At 46.9% G+C, this 18,784-nt stretch carries 22 protein-coding genes; 21 read left to right on the forward strand and 1 reads right to left on the reverse strand.

Annotated elements, in window-relative coordinates; all coding sequences use genetic code 11:
* The first annotated feature begins 6 nt into the window (after nucleotides 1-6).
* From aroA to WQ57_RS12805, 11 genes are all read left to right on the forward strand, one after another.
* Nucleotides 7-1,296 carry a 3-phosphoshikimate 1-carboxyvinyltransferase gene (aroA, locus tag WQ57_RS12755; protein ID WP_046524162.1) on the forward strand — a complete coding sequence of 430 codons (1,290 nt, stop codon included), beginning with the start codon at nucleotides 7-9 and terminating at the stop codon, nucleotides 1,294-1,296.
* Between the two features lie 161 nt (nucleotides 1,297-1,457).
* Nucleotides 1,458-2,354: a hypothetical protein gene (locus tag WQ57_RS12760; protein ID WP_046524163.1), complete on the forward strand. Its 897-nt coding sequence runs from the start codon at nucleotides 1,458-1,460 to the stop codon at nucleotides 2,352-2,354.
* A gap of 18 nt (nucleotides 2,355-2,372) precedes the next feature.
* Entirely contained in the window at nucleotides 2,373-3,632 is a 1,260-nt protein-coding gene (locus WQ57_RS12765) for a tetratricopeptide repeat protein (RefSeq protein WP_046524164.1), read from the forward strand.
* Between the two features lie 42 nt (nucleotides 3,633-3,674).
* Complete coding sequence (locus WQ57_RS12770) at nucleotides 3,675-4,223, forward strand: ReoY family proteolytic degradation factor (RefSeq protein WP_046524165.1); 549 nt, start codon at nucleotides 3,675-3,677, stop codon at nucleotides 4,221-4,223.
* 240 nt (nucleotides 4,224-4,463) lie between these two features.
* A complete protein-coding gene (locus WQ57_RS12775; protein ID WP_241481533.1) occupies nucleotides 4,464-4,940 on the forward strand; it encodes a YpiF family protein in 477 nt (158 codons plus the stop codon).
* A 151-nt stretch (nucleotides 4,941-5,091) separates the two neighbouring features.
* Complete coding sequence (locus tag WQ57_RS12780; RefSeq protein WP_046524166.1) at nucleotides 5,092-5,598, forward strand: QcrA and Rieske domain-containing protein; 507 nt, start codon at nucleotides 5,092-5,094, stop codon at nucleotides 5,596-5,598.
* 3 nt (nucleotides 5,599-5,601) lie between these two features.
* Complete coding sequence (gene qcrB / locus WQ57_RS12785; protein WP_046524167.1) at nucleotides 5,602-6,276, forward strand: menaquinol-cytochrome c reductase cytochrome b subunit; 675 nt, start codon at nucleotides 5,602-5,604, stop codon at nucleotides 6,274-6,276.
* Between the two features lie 71 nt (nucleotides 6,277-6,347).
* Nucleotides 6,348-7,103 carry a menaquinol-cytochrome c reductase cytochrome b/c subunit gene (locus WQ57_RS12790; RefSeq protein ID WP_046524168.1) on the forward strand — a complete coding sequence of 252 codons (756 nt, stop codon included), beginning with the start codon at nucleotides 6,348-6,350 and terminating at the stop codon, nucleotides 7,101-7,103.
* A gap of 65 nt (nucleotides 7,104-7,168) precedes the next feature.
* Nucleotides 7,169-7,780, forward strand: a complete 612-nt coding sequence (gene lhaT, locus WQ57_RS12795; RefSeq protein ID WP_046524263.1) for a lipoprotein heptaprenylglyceryl N-acetyltransferase LhaT — start codon at nucleotides 7,169-7,171, stop codon at nucleotides 7,778-7,780.
* A 100-nt stretch (nucleotides 7,781-7,880) separates the two neighbouring features.
* On the forward strand, nucleotides 7,881-8,681 hold the full coding sequence (gene ypjB, locus WQ57_RS12800) for a sporulation protein YpjB (RefSeq protein ID WP_046524169.1): 801 nt from the start codon (nucleotides 7,881-7,883) through the stop codon (nucleotides 8,679-8,681).
* A gap of 59 nt (nucleotides 8,682-8,740) precedes the next feature.
* Entirely contained in the window at nucleotides 8,741-9,415 is a 675-nt protein-coding gene (locus WQ57_RS12805; protein WP_046524170.1) for a zinc metallopeptidase, read from the forward strand.
* 381 nt (nucleotides 9,416-9,796) lie between these two features.
* Here WQ57_RS12805 and WQ57_RS12815 read toward each other — a convergent pair whose 3' ends face one another.
* Nucleotides 9,797-10,669, reverse strand: coding sequence for a YitT family protein (locus tag WQ57_RS12815; RefSeq protein WP_156183131.1), 873 nt, complete (start codon nucleotides 10,667-10,669; stop codon nucleotides 9,797-9,799).
* Between the two features lie 190 nt (nucleotides 10,670-10,859).
* On the opposite strand from WQ57_RS12815, the gene WQ57_RS12820 reads away from it, so the two are divergent.
* The 10 genes from WQ57_RS12820 to panD all read left to right on the forward strand — a co-directional run bounded on the left by WQ57_RS12820 (nucleotide 10,860) and on the right by panD (nucleotide 18,773).
* Complete coding sequence (locus WQ57_RS12820) at nucleotides 10,860-11,195, forward strand: nucleotide pyrophosphohydrolase (RefSeq protein ID WP_046524173.1); 336 nt, start codon at nucleotides 10,860-10,862, stop codon at nucleotides 11,193-11,195.
* 16 nt (nucleotides 11,196-11,211) lie between these two features.
* Nucleotides 11,212-12,012 carry a 4-hydroxy-tetrahydrodipicolinate reductase gene (dapB, locus tag WQ57_RS12825; protein ID WP_046524174.1) on the forward strand — a complete coding sequence of 267 codons (801 nt, stop codon included), beginning with the start codon at nucleotides 11,212-11,214 and terminating at the stop codon, nucleotides 12,010-12,012.
* Between the two features lie 12 nt (nucleotides 12,013-12,024).
* Nucleotides 12,025-12,435: a methylglyoxal synthase gene (gene mgsA / locus WQ57_RS12830; protein WP_046524175.1), complete on the forward strand. Its 411-nt coding sequence runs from the start codon at nucleotides 12,025-12,027 to the stop codon at nucleotides 12,433-12,435.
* Nucleotides 12,436-13,146: a bacillithiol biosynthesis deacetylase BshB1 gene (gene bshB1 / locus WQ57_RS12835; RefSeq protein ID WP_046524176.1), complete on the forward strand. Its 711-nt coding sequence runs from the start codon at nucleotides 12,436-12,438 to the stop codon at nucleotides 13,144-13,146.
* Entirely contained in the window at nucleotides 13,146-14,282 is a 1,137-nt protein-coding gene (gene bshA / locus WQ57_RS12840) for an N-acetyl-alpha-D-glucosaminyl L-malate synthase BshA (protein ID WP_173427554.1), read from the forward strand. Before bshB1 ends, bshA begins: the two co-directional genes overlap by 1 nt.
* Complete coding sequence (locus tag WQ57_RS12845; protein WP_046524178.1) at nucleotides 14,282-15,490, forward strand: CCA tRNA nucleotidyltransferase; 1,209 nt, start codon at nucleotides 14,282-14,284, stop codon at nucleotides 15,488-15,490. The genes bshA and WQ57_RS12845 overlap by 1 nt, the downstream gene beginning before the upstream one ends.
* Nucleotides 15,463-16,446 carry a biotin--[acetyl-CoA-carboxylase] ligase gene (locus tag WQ57_RS12850; protein WP_084820268.1) on the forward strand — a complete coding sequence of 328 codons (984 nt, stop codon included), beginning with the start codon at nucleotides 15,463-15,465 and terminating at the stop codon, nucleotides 16,444-16,446. The genes WQ57_RS12845 and WQ57_RS12850 overlap by 28 nt, the downstream gene beginning before the upstream one ends.
* A 246-nt stretch (nucleotides 16,447-16,692) precedes the next feature.
* A complete protein-coding gene (panB, locus tag WQ57_RS12855; protein WP_046524180.1) occupies nucleotides 16,693-17,529 on the forward strand; it encodes a 3-methyl-2-oxobutanoate hydroxymethyltransferase in 837 nt (278 codons plus the stop codon).
* On the forward strand, nucleotides 17,526-18,383 hold the full coding sequence (panC, locus tag WQ57_RS12860; RefSeq protein ID WP_046524181.1) for a pantoate--beta-alanine ligase: 858 nt from the start codon (nucleotides 17,526-17,528) through the stop codon (nucleotides 18,381-18,383). Before panB ends, panC begins: the two co-directional genes overlap by 4 nt.
* A gap of 6 nt (nucleotides 18,384-18,389) precedes the next feature.
* Nucleotides 18,390-18,773 carry an aspartate 1-decarboxylase gene (panD, locus tag WQ57_RS12865; RefSeq protein ID WP_046524182.1) on the forward strand — a complete coding sequence of 128 codons (384 nt, stop codon included), beginning with the start codon at nucleotides 18,390-18,392 and terminating at the stop codon, nucleotides 18,771-18,773.
* Nucleotides 18,774-18,784 lie beyond the last annotated feature (11 nt).

Consider the following 18,784-nt stretch of genomic DNA (forward strand, 5'->3'; position numbering starts at 1 on the left):
ATGCTTATGAAGGCAACCAAGCTGAATTCCAACAGGGTTTCCCTTCAGGGGACCATTCAGGTCCCGGGAGATAAATCCATATCGCATCGGGCCGTTATGTTTGGTTCGGTTGCACAGGGAACGACTACTGTCGAGAACTTCCTTCCCGGTGAAGATTGTCTGAGCACTATTGCCTGCTTTCAGAAGCTGGGTGTTTCCATTGAACAGGAAGGAAGTTCGGTAACGATAGAAGGGGTCGGATTTGAAGGGCTCCAGGAGCCAATGGAGGTCCTGGATGTCGGCAATTCGGGTACAACCATCCGGCTTTTGATGGGAATACTCGCCGGCCGGCCTTTCCATGCTGTCTTTACAGGCGATGAATCGATCGCCAAGCGGCCGATGACAAGGGTCACAGTCCCTTTGGCGCAAATGGGGGCGAGGATTTCCGGCAGGAAAGACGGGGAATTCACCCCGATTTCCATCAGCGGAGGCGGGCTGAAAGGGATCCATTATCCCCTTCCTGTTGCCAGCGCCCAGGTCAAGTCCTCAATCCTGCTTGCAGGGCTGCAGGCGGAAGGCACCACTACAGTCGTTGAGCCGGAAAAGACACGGGATCATACCGAGCGTATGATTAAAATGTTTGGCGGCAGCGTAAGCTCCGAAGGAAACGAGATCAGCGTGCAAGGCGGCCAGAAGCTGGCAGCAGCCCGCGTAATGGTTCCTGGAGACATTTCCTCAGCCGCTTTCTTTCTTGCAGCAGGGGCAATAGTTCCCGGCAGCAGGATAAAACTTTTAAATGTAGGTTTGAATCCAACGAGAACTGGAATCCTGGATGCCCTTCAGGAAATGGGAGCAGACATTGAAGTGCTTCCATATGAAACGGAAAATGCTGAACCTGCCGGTGATATTATTGTCCAAACTTCAGACCTCAAGGGAATCACGATTGAAGGGGAACTTATTCCAAGGCTGATTGACGAAATTCCAATCATTGCCTTGCTGGCAACCCAGGCAGAGGGAAGAACGCTGATAAAGGATGCGGCAGAGTTAAAAGTAAAAGAAACAAACCGAATCGATACGGTCGTAAAGGAACTGTCGAAAATGGGTGCCGAGATTGAGGCCACCGAGGATGGAATGGTGATCCACGGTAAAACCAGCCTGCGGGGCAGCACGGTTTCAAGCCATGGGGACCACAGGATTGGAATGATGCTTGCGGTGGCCGCCCTGCTCGCCAGGGGAGAGGATTCATACCTTGAAAACAGCGAAGCAATTGCTGTTTCCTACCCGGCTTTTTTTGAACATCTTGAATCATTATTTTAATATGTAAACCAAGCCTCCCAGTATGGGAGGTTCTTTTATTGATATAGACTGGAAGGATGAGCTTCCATCGTATGAATCTTCAGCATGGGCAACAATTCTTTTCCATGCATAAACAAACGGGATGGGACATAGGTTGTCATAAGACGATAAGGAGTGGTTTTATGGCATATATAATCGAAAATGCCCATGTACTAAAAAATGGCGAAATAAAGGATTTATGCCTGTTGGTGGAGAATAATAGGATTCTATCGGCAACCGCTGCTCCAGCAATGTACAAGCATATCCGCATGGATGCCGATAGCTTTATCATGACACCGACACATGTCCTGGCCGATTTCCACTTGCCTTTCCATCTATCTTTTGCTGAAAAGAAAGCGTATTACCTTGATAAGTTCATTGCCAAAGGCTGTACGACGATTCTCACCGCTGTCCATTTTCAGCGCGAAAAGGAAATGGAGCACAAGTTCAAAAAAATCCGCTCCGAATTGACAGACTGTCCAGTTGACTATTGCATAGGTGCCAGGATTCCGGCACACAAGCTAACTCCAGGGTTAATAAGAAAATGCAAAAAAGAAAAAGTGCCAGTTCTTTTCCTGGAAGTGGAGGATGCAGAAGAACTAGTGAAAATACCATGGGGATGGATAAGGGAAGCGATGTTCCCTTATAACAGCCCGCTGGTGCCAGTTTTTAAGAACCCGGCAGATACAAAGCCGGAGAGAATTTGGCGGGAAATTATGAAGAGACATAGCATCCCGAGTCTGGAAAGACAGATGGAGGAACATGTCCCGCTAGGCAGGGGGGTCCTGGAGAAGGTCGGCATCATTCCGAAGAAGTCTTATTTGCATCAGGGCAGCGAAGTGAGTTACAATTTTTATTTAAAAGACAGGGAAAGCAAACCAATGGCAGAGACCGAACTCTATTTAAAACATGATACCCACCTGGCTGTAACAGTCCATAATGGAATAGTCATCAGGGCCGGCAAGCATGTAAGCTATCGTCCTGGGGCCGGTGAATATGTTGAGATCAGGATGCCGTCTTTCTATGCAACCCCGAGTTAATGATTGGAAGGTTAAAATATGACTGTAGAAAATATTACAAGATTATTAGAAAATGGCGAGCTTCAAGAAGCTCTGGCAGGTTATGAAACCATATTGAAAATTGGGACAGACGAAGAGAAGTTTTTGCTGGCCGAGGAATTATTCCGGTTTGGATTTCTGGAGGAGACCAGAAAACTGCTGGAGGACCTTCTTCTCAGCTATCCGGATGAAGGAGAGCTTCTGCTGCTCCTCGCCGAAACACTCCTTGAAATGGATGAAGAAGAACAGGCTATGCTCATGCTTGAGAAAGTCGGTATAGGAGACCAAGAATATCCGAGAGCCCTGCTATTGCAGGCAGATCTGTACCAAATGAATGGTTTGTTCGAGGTAAGTGAACAAAAATTGATGAAGGCCAAGCAAATGCTTCCAGATGAGGTTATCATCGACTTTGCCCTTGCGGAACTGTATGCCCATCAAGGGAGGTTTACCGAGGCAATCCCGGCCTATGAGCTGGTATTGAAAGAGAGACAGGAGGTTGCCGGCACCAGTCTGCATCAGCGCCTGGCTGAAGCATACAGTGCAGGTGGTTCGTTCGAGGAGGCTCTGCCTTTTTATGAACTGGCACTCGAAGAACGTCTTGAAATCAATACCTTATTTGGATATGCCTTTACGGCGCTTCAGGCAGGAAAAAATAAGACGGCGATCGAGAAATTTGAGGAATTAAAAGCCCTTGATCCCGAATATCATTCATTATATATTCCTCTTGCCCATGCATATGAACAGGAAGAATTGCTTGAAGAAGCATTTGATACTGTCAAACAGGGCATTGGGCAGGATGAGTTCAATAAAGATCTTTACTACCGCGGCGGCAAGCTTGCGCTAAAACTTGGGGAGGAAGCGGCAGCGGAAGCGAACCTTCGGGAGGCGCTGGCATTGGACCCAGGTTTCACCGAGGGAGCACTTGTCCTGAACAAGCTGCTGCTGAAACAGGAAAGATATCATGATGTTCTCGATCTGATTGAGGCAACGGATTTAAACGAGGATGAAGAGCCTCAGCTGCTTTGGGACGCTGCTATTGCCCACCACCATATAGAGCAATATTCGCTGGCATTAACCAAATACCAGCAAGCATATACTTTTTTTAAAGACAACAAGGATTTTCTCCAGGATTATGGTTATTTTCTAATTGAGGAAGGAAAAATAGCACAGGCTGCCGAAATTTTTAGTAGGCTTAAAAACATGGATCCCGCAAATGATGAATATCGGGAAGTCCTTGGACGCCTGACGGAGGAGTACTAATACCATTAAATTTTCCCATTTACGCAGAGGAGGGATTCACCAATGACAACCCCTGTATCTGTCAACGAGAAAAAAGATTTTATCCGCTGGTTTTTGAACCATTACCAACTAAAGAGACGTGAATGCGTCTGGATACTCAATTATCTGATGAGCCATGACCAGCTTATGGAGCGGGTCCACTTTGTTGAGAATGCCCAGTTCTGCCCACGCGGGCTTGTGATGTCCACCCATTGCATTGATGAGGTCCCTTTCCGGTTTTACAAGGAAAACATCATGACAACCGATGCCGAAAAATCATTCCATGATATAAGGCTCAATCGCGAAGAAGAAATATACATCCAGCTGAACTTTCATGCATCGAACAAGGCACCGCAGTTCGCAGCCGTACTGGAAGAAAACCCTTATATGCCAAGGCGCCTGCAAATCAGCGAAAAGGATCGGATCATTGCCGAACGCTTCCTCAGCGAAAGCATCTACCATTTCCAAAAGGAAAAGCTTGTCAGGCTGATTGATGATGCGTTGGACCGGCAGGATAAGGAGGCCTTTGTGAGGCTGACTGAACAATTGAAAGAATTGGGACCAGGCCAGTAAAAGCTTGCTTACAATCAGCAAGCTTTTTTGTTTTTTTATGAGATTAGGTATTTATTACTGCACTTAGATAACTGTCCAGCTCCAGCGCCTAGCCCCTCGAGTCATAAGCGACTCCAGAATTGAAGGCAAAGAACGCCTTCTATTCTGGAGTCGCTTATGCTTGTCGGGGCAGGGCAAGGCGCTTGCGCTTTTCTTATACAATTTTTATCCATAATGGTAAAATGGATAGGAATGAATAAGATGGAGATGAAATCAATGAGATGGATACCTGATGATATTGCAATGTTCAACAAGTCTTCCGAATATGTAGACACTGCAGTGGTTCCCCTGCTGCCGGTCGCATTTGGCGAGGGCATGAAGGAATCGGCAGCCATGACGGACTTTGCCAGCATTCTTACTTCGCAGCTGGAAAGGCAGCTCCAAGGAAGGATTTTGCTGATACCGGGCCATACCTATTTGAAAAGCAAGCCGGAGGAGGCGGTAAGCCAACTGGAAAAATGGGAAGCCGAGCTGCTGGACAGGCAGTTTAAGCATGTCTTTTATGTAACATGCGACTATGATTGGAAACAGAGGGAGGGAGAGCTGAAGGGGACGGTCCTGTGGCTTCCATCATTGCCGCTCGAACAAATGAATGAGGCCTCAAAAGTGTCTGTCATGGAGGACCAGGTAAGGCAGTTAATGAACCTGTTTATCCAGAAATGGAGGGAAGAAGAATAGGTGTTAGATTTCTCACTGCAAAAAATGTTTTCAGCATAGTATTATATTGATTTTATAGAAAGATTGATATATCATGATTATGTCCTAGTTTAAATTGTGTGTTCAATTAATGTCCGATGTACTTAAATAAGGGAATAGAGGGGGGAAAAGCGTGAGCAAAAATCGTGTTTCAAGACGACAATTCTTAAACTACACACTTATGGGTGTAGGCGGTTTCATGGCAGCCGGAATGATGATGCCGATGGTTCGTTTTGCCGTTGATCCGGTTCTTAAAGCAGGTGCAGAAGGCGATTTCATTGCTACCAAGGTCAAAGTAGCCGATATCACCAATGAACCGCAGCGAGTCGATTTCAACTTCGACCAGAAGGATGCCTGGTATGAGTCCGAAGTTACCGGGACGGCATGGGTCTACAAAAATGAAAATGGGGAAATTATCGCCCTTTCACCTGTTTGTAAGCACCTTGGCTGTACGGTTGACTGGAATGCCGATAAGAAGAACCCAAATATGTTCTTTTGCCCGTGCCACTACGGCCTGTATGAGAAAGACGGCACGAACGTTCCAGGCACTCCGCCATTGGCGCCGCTGGATGTTTATCCTCATCAGGAAAAGGATGGCATCTTGTATCTAGGAAAAGCACAACCACGGGGGGGGGCGTAATAATTGATCAACAAAATTTACGATTGGGTAGATGAACGGTTGGATATTACGCCGATGTGGCGTGATATAGCCGACCACGAAGTGCCGGAGCACGTCAATCCAGCACACCATTTTTCCGCGTTTGTATACTGCTTTGGCGGATTGACATTTTTCATCACGGTCATTCAGATTCTTTCGGGTATGTTCCTGACGATGTACTATGTTCCGGATATCAAGAACGCCTGGGAATCAGTTTATTACCTTCAGAATGAAGTCGCTTTCGGACAAATTGTCCGCGGCATGCATCACTGGGGAGCAAGTTTGGTTATCGTCATGATGTTCTTACATACATTGAGGGTGTTTTTCCAGGGAGCTTATAAAAAGCCCCGTGAATTAAACTGGCTGGTCGGTGTTCTGATTTTCTTCGTTATGCTTGGACTTGGCCTCACAGGCTATTTGCTTCCATGGGATATGAAAGCCCTGTTTGCAACGAAGGTTACATTGCAGATCATGGAGGCGGTTCCGCTGATTGGTCCATATCTGAAAATTTTGCTTGCCGGAAGTGCAGATATCGTAGGTGCACAGACACTGACTCGATTCTTCGCAATCCATGTTTTCTTCCTGCCAGCAGCGTTGTTCGGTTTGATGGCGGCGCACTTCATCATGATCCGTAAACAAGGTATTTCGGGTCCTTTGTAAGATTGCTTTAGATAATGTTGTCCGGATGATATGTTTCGTACAACTTCACGGAAAAAGGAGGGGATTGCTCGATGCATCGTGGTAAAGGGATGAAATTCGTAGGTGACTCACGTGTCCCTGCTGAAAGAAAACCTAATATTCCGAAGGATTATTCGGAATATCCTGGTAAAACGGAAGCTTTCTGGCCGAACTTCCTCTTGAAGGAATGGCTTGTGGGCGCAGTATTCCTTGTCGGTTTCCTGTGTCTTACTGTGGCTCACCAACCGCCGCTTGAGAGGGTAGCAGATCCGACGGATACTGCCTACATACCACTGCCTGACTGGTACTTCCTGTTTTTATACCAATTATTGAAATATTCTTTCGCGGCAGGCCCGTACACAATCGTAGGTGCACTGGTCATGCCTGGCCTTGCGTTCGGAGCATTAATGCTTGCTCCATTTATCGACCGCGGACCGGAGAGACGTCCTTCCAAGCGTCCGCTTGCGACTGGATTCATGCTCCTTGCGGTTGCGTCCATCTTCTATTTGACCTGGGAATCCGTTGACCAGACGGACTGGGAAGCAAAGGAACAAATGGGTGCTATTTCGGATGTTGAGATTGACAAGGCAGCTGAGGGCTATTTAATTGCCGAGCAGAATACATGCTTAAGCTGTCATGGGGGAGAGCTTGGCGGTGCCAGCGGTCCTAAGCTGACTCAAACAGGTTTGACAGCTGAGGAAATTGCTGAAATTGCGGTCAATGGCCAAGGCGCCATGCCAGCAGGAGTCTTTAAAGGCACTGAAGAAGAACTTCAAATCATGTCGGAGTTCATTGCCAATTTGGAATAACTTACATGAAACTGGCGGGATCCTTCCCGCCAGTTTTTTTAAAAATTAGAAAGTGTGGATATAATATGAAAGCTCAGCTTTATCCTTTGCTGGCGAGCAAGCCGTTTTTATGGATGCTGCTCGTGATCAACATTTTCGGCACCCTTTATGGCTATTTGTGGTATGGTTCCCAGCTTGCCGATACCCCGGCTGTATTCTTGCCGTTTGTTCCGGACAGCCCTACTGCGAGCCTGTTTTTTGTATTTGTACTAGCTGCATTCATAGCGGGGAAAAATTGGCCGCTCATGGAAGCCCTGGCTGTTGTCACCCTGTTCAAATATGGGATTTGGGCCGTAGTCATGAACATGCTCGTTCTTATCACCTCAGGGTATTTGCACTGGACGGGCTATATGCTTATGGCTTCCCACTTGGCGATGGCGGTTCAGGGTATACTGTATGCCCCTTTTTATCGGTATAAACTTTGGCATTTGGCTGTGGCAGGCATTGTTGCCCTGCATAATGAAATCATTGATTATGTGTTTATGATGATGCCAAGGTATCAGCAGCTTTCCTTGTATATGAAAGAGATTGCCTATTTTACTTTTTGGCTTAGCATTCTTTCAATTGGTGTTGGCTATTATTTGGTCCTGCGCAAAAACCGCTTTTCCCTGGAGCTGGTTTCCAAACCGCAGAAATAGGAAGCACGGCGTATTGCCGGGCTTCCTATTTGCATTTAATATGGTCTATCCTTGCCCTGTCTCTCATACATATTAATAGTATTTAGAGGGGGGGACAGGAATGAGCGCAAGGATTGTAACAGGATTGATTGTTTCGGTGTTCCTTTTGCTGGCACCGTTGGCTGCATATGCTGGAAAGAAACCTTCAGTTGAAAAATTGGACAACATTTCTGATGAAGCCCTGCAAATGGTAAGGATTCACCGATATGCGGAAGCAAAAAAGTTACTGGACCAGTTCGAGGGAGAGTTTCTATCCGAGGCAGGAGGAAGATTTGTTTTCTCGATGGACGAGCTTAGGATTCTTACCAACGCCTATGATGAAGCCATTGAAGCTGCAGCAAGCCCCAAGATGGAACATAAGGAGCGGATCGATAAGGTAACAAAATTCCGCCTTGTGATCGATGCAATGCTGTCCAACCATCAGCCCTTGTGGACAGAGCTGGAGGAGCCGATCATGACTGTATTCAACGGGATGAAACAGGCGGCTGAGAAAGGGGATCAGGAAGATTTTCAGGCTAACCTGGATTCTTTTTTGTCTTTATATCATATGATTTATCCTAGTTTGAAAATAGATATTCCTCCTGAAAGGATTCATCAGCTTAATGCCAGGGTAAACTATATAGACCACTACCGTCCTGATTTACTATCAGAAGGCTCAAGCCAGGATCAGCTGGCGGCTTTGGAAGCTGATTTAAAAAATATTTTTGATGGAATGACGGAGGATGAAACAGATCCTTCTTTATGGTGGGTCATCATCTCCACAGGGAGCATTATTATTCTGACTTTGTCCTATGTTGGCTGGAGAAAGTACCAGGCAGAGCGCGAAAAACGTAAGAACCGTCTTAAAGGACGAAAAAATTGACATGCTTTTTCTTCCTTTATAAAATATAAGTAACATCATGATATGAAGGAGGATATCCATTGTTTTTAATCTATTTCGCGATCATCATCCTGATTCCGCTTTGGGCACAGATGCGGGTAAAGGGAGCATATAAAAAGTACTCACAGGTGCCTTCATCATCCCAGATGCGGGGAGCAGAGGTAGCGAGGAAAATCCTTGACGATAACGGCCTTTACCATGTAGGCATCGAAGAGACAAGGGGATACCTAAGTGACCATTATGACCCGCGGTCCAAGACGGTCCGATTGTCTTCCGATAATTTTCATGGCCATTCCGTTGCGGCTGCCGCAATCGCAGCCCATGAAGTAGGCCATGCCATCCAGGATCAGGAAGAATATGCTTTCATGCGCTTCCGCCACACTCTTGTCCCGGTTGCCAATTTGGGTTCAAACTTTGCCTGGATATTGGTCATGATCGGAATCTTTGCCTCTATGTCGAACATGCTTCTTTTAGGAATTTTATTTATGGCTGGGGCGGTTCTCTTTCAGCTTGTTACCCTGCCTGTGGAATTCAATGCCTCCAACCGGGCGATGGAACAGGTGGTCAGTGCGGGCATTATCCGCAATGACGAGGAGCGCGAGACCAGAAAGGTGCTAAACGCCGCAGCACTTACTTATGTTGCCGCCGCAGCTGTTGCCGTCCTTGAACTGTTGAGGCTGGTCATGATTTATACTGGGATGACTAGGGAAGAATAGAAGGAAGTTGTTCTTTTATAAAAAAGTAAAACTCGCCAATGCTATTGGCGAGTTTCTTTATATTAAAAAAGATATCTTGCTTCAATATAGCAATCAGCCAATTGAAGATAAGCGGAGATTTTTCCGTTATATTCAAAATGACCCACGTTTCGGTGTATTTAAGGGGAGGTTGTCCGGTTAGGTAAAGCAAAATCTCCTATTTTCGTGATTTTCGAGGGAATAGGCGGAATCTCTCCGTCTATTTAAGCCTTTTTTAATAATTATTTACTAATAAGAGAAGTTTCTCCGTCTATTTATCAGGTCAGGTGCCTAACTTGTTCCAACAACTGATAAGTGCGGACACGCTTGATTCCAGACCCGGGGATTCCAGCGCTTTTCTGATTATCTTTCAATTGGCCGCTTGTTTTCATCCAGGGTGAACCCTTCGCCCAAGACATCGTGAACGACGGTCACCGATACAAACGCGTGGGGGTCGACGGAATTGATAACACTTTTCAACCGGACAATTTCATTTTTGGCTACTACACAATAAAGGACATTACGCTCCTGTTTGGTGAAAGACCCCATTCCTTTTAAAATGGTTGCTCCCCGGTCCATTTCCTTCAGGATTTTTTCGGCAATGGCTTCGTTTTTGTCAGAGATAATCATTGCTCCCCGGGCCGCGTACGCACCTTCTTGCATGAAATCAATCACCCGTGCTCCAATAAACACAACGACGAGGGTATACATTGCCTCACGGTAATCCAAATAGGTAATCAGGGAAAGGGCAATGACGCAAAAATCAAACATGAACATGGTGCGTCCCATTGTCCAGCCAAAATATTTTTGAGCCAGCCGGGCAATGATGTCCACACCTCCTGTCGTACCGCCAAACCTGAAGATAATCCCCAGCCCGATTCCAATAAAGGCGCCGGCAAATAAGGCGGCTAAAAAGAGGTCTTCGTATAGGGGCATCTCAATCTGGTATTTTTGGAAAACGGCCAAAAAAAGCGACACGCCAAGAGTTCCGATAATGGTATATAAAAACACGCTTCTTCCCAGCAGCTTCCAGCCAATAAAGAAAAGCGGAATATTCAATATCAGATTTGTAATGGCAGGATTCCAGTTGAAAACAAAGTAAAGTAAAAGAGTGATGCCTGTAAATCCGCCTTCGGCAAGATTGTTCTGCATGTTGAAATGGACCAGTCCGAATGAGAAGATTGCTGCCCCTATGAGGATAAAGAAAATGTTTTTAATTTTTAAGTTCAGGATCAAAAGCGTTTCCTCCCTGCCTAATTCCATGATTGCAACAATCGCGTTCCATTATATAAAATAACACATATTGGGGCATTCTTTTACAGTATCACCTTTTTTATCAAAAATATTTGTCAAAACCTGCACTGTAGGCTAACATCAAAAAGAGATGTTTATCCATATTTAAGAATGACCATACGAGGTGTAAGCAATGGACCACCGCAAGACCGTTAAAGAACTTCAGGATGAAGTAGATAAGTACATAAGCCAGTTCAAGGAAGGCTATTTCAGCCCGTTGGCGATGCTGGCAAGAATGTCCGAAGAGCTGGGTGAACTGGCACGGGAAGTCAACCACTCTTACGGAGAGAAACCGAAGAAGTCGGAAGAAAAGGAAAAGGCAATCGAGGAAGAGCTGGGCGACATGCTTTTTGTCCTTATTTGTTTTGCCAATTCCTTGAATATCGACTTGGAGGAAGCCCATGACCTTGTGATGCGAAAGTTCAACACAAGAGACAAAGACCGTTGGACCAGAATCGAAGAACAGTAAGAGGGAGAGAGGAAATTTGGATAAGGTAAGAATTATTGTGGCTGGCCCCCGGGGCCGCATGGGGCGGGAAGCCGTGAAGCTGGTACTGGACACGGAAAACTATGAACTGGCCGGCGTGCTGGATTATAAGAATGAGGGAAAGACAGTAGGAGAGCTGGATGGTTTTCCTGCTTCGGAAGCAAAGATTTATACAGATATCCATCAATGTTTCAAAGAACAGAATCCCGACGTCCTGATAGATTTGACCACACCCGAAGTGGGAATGGAGCATACTGTTACAGCGCTTGAATATGGTGTCCGTCCTGTGGTGGGGACGACAGGGTTCACTAGTGGTGATTTGGACAAGCTGGAGGGTTTATGCAAGCAGACAGGACTCGGATGCATCATTGCCCCCAATTTTGCTGTAGGCGCGGTCCTGATGATGAAGTTCTCCCAAATGGCCGCCAAATACTTTCAGGATGTTGAAATCATTGAGCTTCACCATGACCAAAAGCTTGATGCCCCATCAGGGACTGCTGTGAAAACGGCTGAAATGATTGCTTCTGTCCGGGAGGAGAAAAGACAGGGCCACCCTAATGAAAAGGAAACCTTGCCGGGTGCTAGAGGAGCGGACATAGATGGAATGCGCGTCCATTCTGTACGCCTGCCCGGGCTGATTGCGCACCAGCAAGTATTGTTTGGTTCCGATGGCCAAACCCTGACAATCCGCCACGATTCATATAATCGTGCTTCCTTTATGTCCGGAGTCAAGCTTGCTGTTGACACAGTCGTCAAGAGCAGCACCCTTGTTTACGGCCTGGAAAATATCATTGAATAGGAGTCTTTGAAGATGAATATTGCATTAATCGCTCATGATAAAAAGAAAGATGATCTCGTCGGCTTTGTTGTAGCCTACAAGGAAATATACAAACATCATTCCCTTTTTGCGACGGGAACGACCGGAATGAGGCTGATGGAGGCCACCGGGCTTGATATTCATCGCTTCCAGTCAGGACCGCTTGGGGGAGACCAGGAGATAGGGGCCATGATTGCCCAGAATAAAATGGACGCAGTCTTCTTCTTCCGCGACCCGCTTACCGCCCAGCCTCATGAACCGGATGTTACCGCTCTTTTGAGGCTCTGTGATGTGTACTCCGTTCCTCTGGCGACCAATATGGGGACTGCCGAAGTGCTGATAAAGGGGATTGAGAGAGGCGACCTGGATTGGCGTAATATTGTAAATAAGGACAGTGAGCGGTAAATGGAGAGAGTGAAGCTGGATATTCTTGCGTTTGGAGCTCATGCCGATGATGTTGAAATCGGCATGGGTGGAACGCTTGCCAAGTATGCAAGTGCCGGCAGGCTGGTCGGAATCTGCGATTTGACAAGGGCGGAACTGTCGTCCAACGGCACCGTCGAACGGAGAGTGCAGGAGTCGAAGAAAGCGGCGGATATTTTAGGAGCTTCATGGAGAGGCACATTGGATTTGCCCGATCGCGGCCTGATGATGAAAGACGAATACATAAGAAAAATTGCCGGTATCATTCGCTTTTATCGTCCGGAACTGGTGTTTGCCCCATATTTCAAAGACCGCCATCCGGACCATGGGAACTGTGCCCAGCTGGTCAAAGAGGCGGTTTTTTCTGCCGGCATCCAAAAGTTTGATACGGCCGGCGGTCTTCTTCCGCATCGCCCCAGGAATGTATATTTTTATATGATCAATGGTTTTCACTCGCCAGACTTCATTATAGATATCAGCAATTATATGAAAGTGAAAATAAATTCCCTTGAAGCCTATGAAAGCCAGTTTTCCAAAACGGACGAGAGCTACGATACCCCGCTCGTAAATGGTTATATAGAGAGTGTGGAAGCAAGGGAAAGGCTGTTTGGAAAGGCTGCAGGTGTAAGTTATGCGGAAGGGTTCATGGCAGATGGCCCCATCTTAATCAATGACTTGTTAGGAGAACCATGATGACTAAACTAAAAATCGGCATTACCTGTTATCCGACGGTGGGCGGTTCCGGTATTGTCGCGACCGAACTTGGCAAGCTATTGGCCGAAAAGGGGCATGAAATCCATTTCATTACCTCGAGTCTGCCTTTCCGCCTGAACAGGATGTATCATAATATTTATTACCACCAGGTAGAGGTCAACCAATACTCCGTATTTCAGTATTCGCCTTATGATATTGCTCTAGCCAGCAAGATCGCGGAAGTGGCTGTGCGGGAAAACCTGGATCTTCTCCATGTTCATTATGCGATCCCCCATGCTGTATGTGCCATACTCGCAAGGGAGATGAGCGGCCGGGATTTGAAAATCGTTACCACTCTGCATGGCACGGATATCACAGTGCTTGGATACGACTCATCCCTCAGTGATGCGATCCGCTTCGGAATCGAGAAGTCCGATGCGGTTACGGCGGTTTCAAATGCTTTGGTTGCCCAAACATACGATGTGATCAATCCTGATAAGAAAATACATTGTGTACATAATTTTATCGATCAGCGTGTCTATCAATCCCAAAAGAGCAGCCTTCGCGAAGAATATAAAATCCCTCCAGGAGACAAGGTAATCATCCATGTTTCCAATTTCCGGCCAGTCAAGAGGGTGCCCGATGTTGTCAGGGTTTTTGCAAAAGTGGCATCCAGGATGCCTGCAAAGCTGATATTGGTAGGGGACGGGCCTGAAATGAAAGTGGTGGCAAATTTAGTTAATAGACTGGGGATAAAGGACAAGGTTCTTTTTTTAGGGAAACAGGAGAATCTCGCCGAGCTGTATTCCATTAGTGATTTGATGCTGCTTCTTTCCGAAAAAGAAAGCTTTGGGCTTGCCGCCCTTGAGGCAATGTCATGCGGTGTGCCTTGCATTGGAACGGATATTGGCGGCATTCCGGAGGTGATCACGGACGGGGAGGACGGCTTCATCTGTGCCCTTGGCGATATTGACGACATGGCAGCAAAGGCATTAAACCTTTTAACAGAGCAAAATCAGTATGATAAATTCTCCCGAAATGCGGTAGAGACAGCAAGAGAAAAATTCAGTGCCGAGAAAATCGTGAGGGAGTATGAAGATGTCTATGCAGAGGTTCTCGGGCAGGTGGCAAGATAATGCAGCAGCCATTCCTAAAAGCTGTTCCAATACTGGAAATGATTGAGGAAAAGGGTTTTGAGGCCTATTTTGTAGGCGGCTCGGTAAGGGATTTCCTGCTTGGCAGGGAAATTGCCGATGTTGACATCGCCACTTCAGCCCTCCCTGGGGAACTGAAGACCATTTTTCCACATACGGCTGATATTGGCATACAGCATGGGACCATACTTGTCATCTTTAATGGTACTCCTTATGAAATTACAACCTTCAGGACCGAATCAGGATACACTGATTACCGCAGGCCAGACACCGTGGAATTTGTCCGTTCCTTGACAGAGGATCTTCAGCGTCGCGATTTTACCATGAATGCCATCGCGATGGACAAAGCTGGCAGACTAATAGATCCTTTCCACGGGCAGTCCGCCATCAGTAAAAAAGAAATTGTCACAGTTGGACCACCTGAGGAGAGGTTTGGGGAGGATGCTCTAAGAATCATGAGAGCCGTCCGTTTTGTGGGCCAGTTAGGATTTGTCATCGAACCAGGCACACTTGCAGCCATCAGCAAGCTTGCTCCTTTGCTTGACAACATTGCCGTTGAACGGAAATTGGCGGAATTCGAGAAACTGATCTCAGGTACATATCGCTCCGAAGCTTTGGCCCTAATGGGGGAAACGGGCATCAGCAACTGGCTGCCAGGACTGGATGGACAGGAAAGCAAATTATTGAAGCTGGCAGGCTGCAGACTTGGCCACCTTTCAACAGAAGAGATGTGGGTCCTCCTGACACATGTATTGGAGCTGGATGTTAAAACCGCAGAGCCCTTTCTGAGGAAATGGAAGCTTCCAGGGAAAAAAATACGTGTGTGCCTTAAAGTATTGCACTGGCTTCATTACCGCTTGAATAACAGCTGGACCCCACAAATGGCCTACCTGTCAGGAAAGGCAAACATGCTATCTGCAGAAAAAGTTTACAACACCCTGTCCGGCAGCGGTCCCGCGCCAATGGAAGACTTGGAGGAAATGTTTGAGCAACTCCCGATAAAGGAACGAGCGGAGCTGAGTGTGGCTGGGAAGGACCTGATCGAATGGTTTGGAAAGGGGCCAGGCCCCTGGATAAAAGATGTCCTGAATGAGACAGAGGAAGCTGTGGTAGCGGGCAGGATTGCCAATAAGAAGGCTGATATAAGGGAGTGGCTGGTACAGTGCAAACAGAACTTAGGAAAAGATTAATAGAGGCATTTACTGAAGCAGGCGATGAATATCTTTCCGGACAGCATCTTGCCGACATAGCAGGCTGTTCCAGGACAGCGGTATGGAAACATATTGAGGAACTGCGAAAAGAAGGCTTTGTTTTTGAGGCGGTGAAAAAGAAAGGCTATAAGATTGTCAAGGCGCCGGAAAAAGTGACCCCCGACGAAATCGGTTTTGGTTTGAAATCCGAATTTATCGGCCGCCATATCCATTATGAGGAAAAGGTGGAATCCACCCAAAAAATTGCTCATCGCCTTGCAACAGAGGGAGCGGTGAATGGAACTGTGGTCGTAGCCGACGAGCAGACATCCGGCAGAGGGAGAATGGATAGGAGCTGGCACTCCCCAAAATTTTCGGGAATCTGGATGAGCATCATCCTAAGACCAAATCTTCCTCCCCATCAGGCTCCTCAACTCACTCTGGTAACGGCGGTCGCTGTTGTTCAGGCCATAGAAGAAGTCACGGGCCTGAATCCCCAAATTAAATGGCCGAACGATATTTTAATCGATGGCCGCAAGACAACGGGGATTCTGACAGAACTTCAGGCAGATGCTGATCGAATACACGCCATTATTATCGGTATAGGAATCAATGTGAACCAATCACAGGAAGATTTTCCCGAAGAGATTGCCCGGATTGCTACTTCGCTGCTCGCAGCATCAGGGAAGACAGTCTCAAGAGCCTCCCTCATGCAGGAAATCTTTGTCAGGCTTGAGAAACTTTATTTAACGTATTTGAACCATGGATTTCAGCCTATCAAACTTTTATGGGAAAGCTATGCCTTGAGCCTTGGCAAAGAGATAATCGCACGGACGGTTGCCGGGGACATTAAAGGAAAAGCACTCGGTATTACTGATGAAGGCGTCCTGAAAATCCTTCAGGAAGACGGGGAAGTCCGCCATGTTTATTCAGCTGATATCCATCTTGGTGAATAGCATAAACGTAGTAGCATAAACATGTGAGATTTGTTATAATTTTTTTGGGCGGTATCGGAAGAACTGCACCTATGGCTTTTCGGGTTTCAATGAAAAATAGTTCTGCCTAGATCCGTAACTGGACCGGGACAGAGGGATGAAACAAATGCGTGGGTGAACGGGATCCTTCTGTATATGGAAGGATCCTTTTTGTTTTCCATCACGGTTTTATCTCCTCTCCTGTAAACAAGGAGGAAGGAATAAAAAGTGAAACAGACAACCGATTTTTTAAAAATGAAAGCTGATAGCAGGAAAATTGTCATGGTGACGGCTTATGATTACCCTGCTGCAAGGCAGGCAGAGCAGGCAGATGCGGATATGATCCTTGTCGGCGATTCCCTGGGAATGGTAGTGCTTGGGTACGACTCAACCATTCCTGTCACAATGGAAGATATGCTCCACCATGCCAAAGCGGTAAAAAGAGGTGCGAAAAATACTTTTATCGTGGTTGATATGCCTTTTATGAGTTACCATCTGTCCATCAGGGACACACTGGTGAACGCAACCAGGCTTATCCAGGAGACAGGCGCCCACGCGGTGAAAGTGGAAGGCGGCGATGAAGTTGTCGACCATATAAAGGCGCTAGTTAAAGGCGGCATTCCTGTTGTCGCCCATCTGGGCCTGACACCTCAATTAGCGGCAGTCCTTGGCGGGTATAAGGTTCAGGGAAAGGATGCGGAAGCAGCTAAAAAGCTGATGAAAGATGCGCAGGAGTGCCAGAAGGCGGGGGCGTTCGCGCTTGTCCTGGAATGTGTGCCCAAGCAGCTTGCAGCAGAAATCACCGGTTCGCTGAACATCCCGACAATCGGAATTGGGGCAGGAGTGCAGACGGACGGCCAAGTCCTTGTCTATCATGACATCCTTACTTATGGTGTCGAGCGGGTTCCGAAATTCGTAAAGCAATACGCCAATATAAATGAGGGTATCTCCAATGCTCTCGCGGATTATGCCTTTGAGGTCCGGAATGGGCTGTTTCCTGAAGAAAAGCATAGCTTCAACATGAAAGAGGAAGAATTGGCAGCCCTTTACGGAGGAAGAGCATGAGGGTTATCACTACCATAAAGGAAATGCAGGGACTGGCAAGAACATTTCGGCTGGAGGGTAGGTCGATTGGCTTTGTCCCGACAATGGGCTATTTGCATGAAGGGCATATGGCCCTTATGGAAAAAGCCAGAAACGAAAATGACATCGTCGTACTGAGCATCTTTGTGAATCCTCTCCAATTTGGGGAAGGGGAAGATCTGGATGCCTATCCGCGGGATTTTGAGCATGATCGGAAAGCGGCTGAAAGTAAAGGCGTTGATTGTGTTTTTTATCCCTCGCCCGAGGAAATGTATCCCTCGGATTCTACTGTCAAGGTCACTGTGCAGGATAGAACGGATGTGTTATGCGGCCGTTCCCGCCCCGGCCATTTTGATGGAGTCGCAACAGTACTAACTAAATTGTTCAATATCATCATGCCTGACAGGGCATATTTTGGACTGAAGGATGCACAGCAAGTGGCCGTGGTCGAGGGCTTGGTTGCCGACCTGAACATTCCGGTCGAACTTGTGCCTGTCCCTACCATCCGGGAGGGAGATGGATTGGCGAAAAGCTCCAGGAATGTGTACCTTTCTCCCTCGGAAAGGAATCAGGCAAAGGAATTATTCCGCAGCCTTCAGCTGGCTAAGGAATACATCGAGAACGGTGAAAGAAACCCCCGGGAGATTATCACTTTGATGGAGGATTGGCTGCGGACACACACCGATGCCGCGATTGATTATGTCAGCATATATTCGTATCCTCAGCTTAAGCCCGTCGGTGCCCTTTCCGGCAAGGTGATTGTTGCGCTTGCTGTGAAATTCTCCAAAGCACGCCTTATAGACAACCTTATACTTGAAATTGAGACTAGGGGGTAATAATCAATGTTTCGCACGATGATGAATGCAAAAATCCACCGCGCAAGGGTGACAGAGGCCAATTTGAATTACGTCGGCAGCATCACGATTGATACAAATATTTTGGATGCTGTAGGGCTTGTGGCTAATGAAAAAGTTCAAATTGTCAATAATAATAATGGAGCCCGCTTTGAAACCTACATCATTCCTGGTGAAAGAGGAAGCGGCGTTGTATGCCTGAATGGTGCAGCTGCCCGCCTTGTCCAGGAAGGAGATGTGGTCATTATCATCTCTTATGCACTTGTACCGGAAGAAAAAGTTCCATATCACCAGCCTAAAGTAGCGATTATGGATGAGGACAACCAGATTGTCGAAATGCTTCACGCCGAGCCTGAAAGGACGGTTCTCTAAGCTTCCGCATT

This window comes from Mesobacillus campisalis, from assembly GCF_000986785.1.
Taxonomy (GTDB): Bacteria; Bacillota; Bacilli; order Bacillales; family Cytobacillaceae; genus Mesobacillus_B; species Mesobacillus_B campisalis.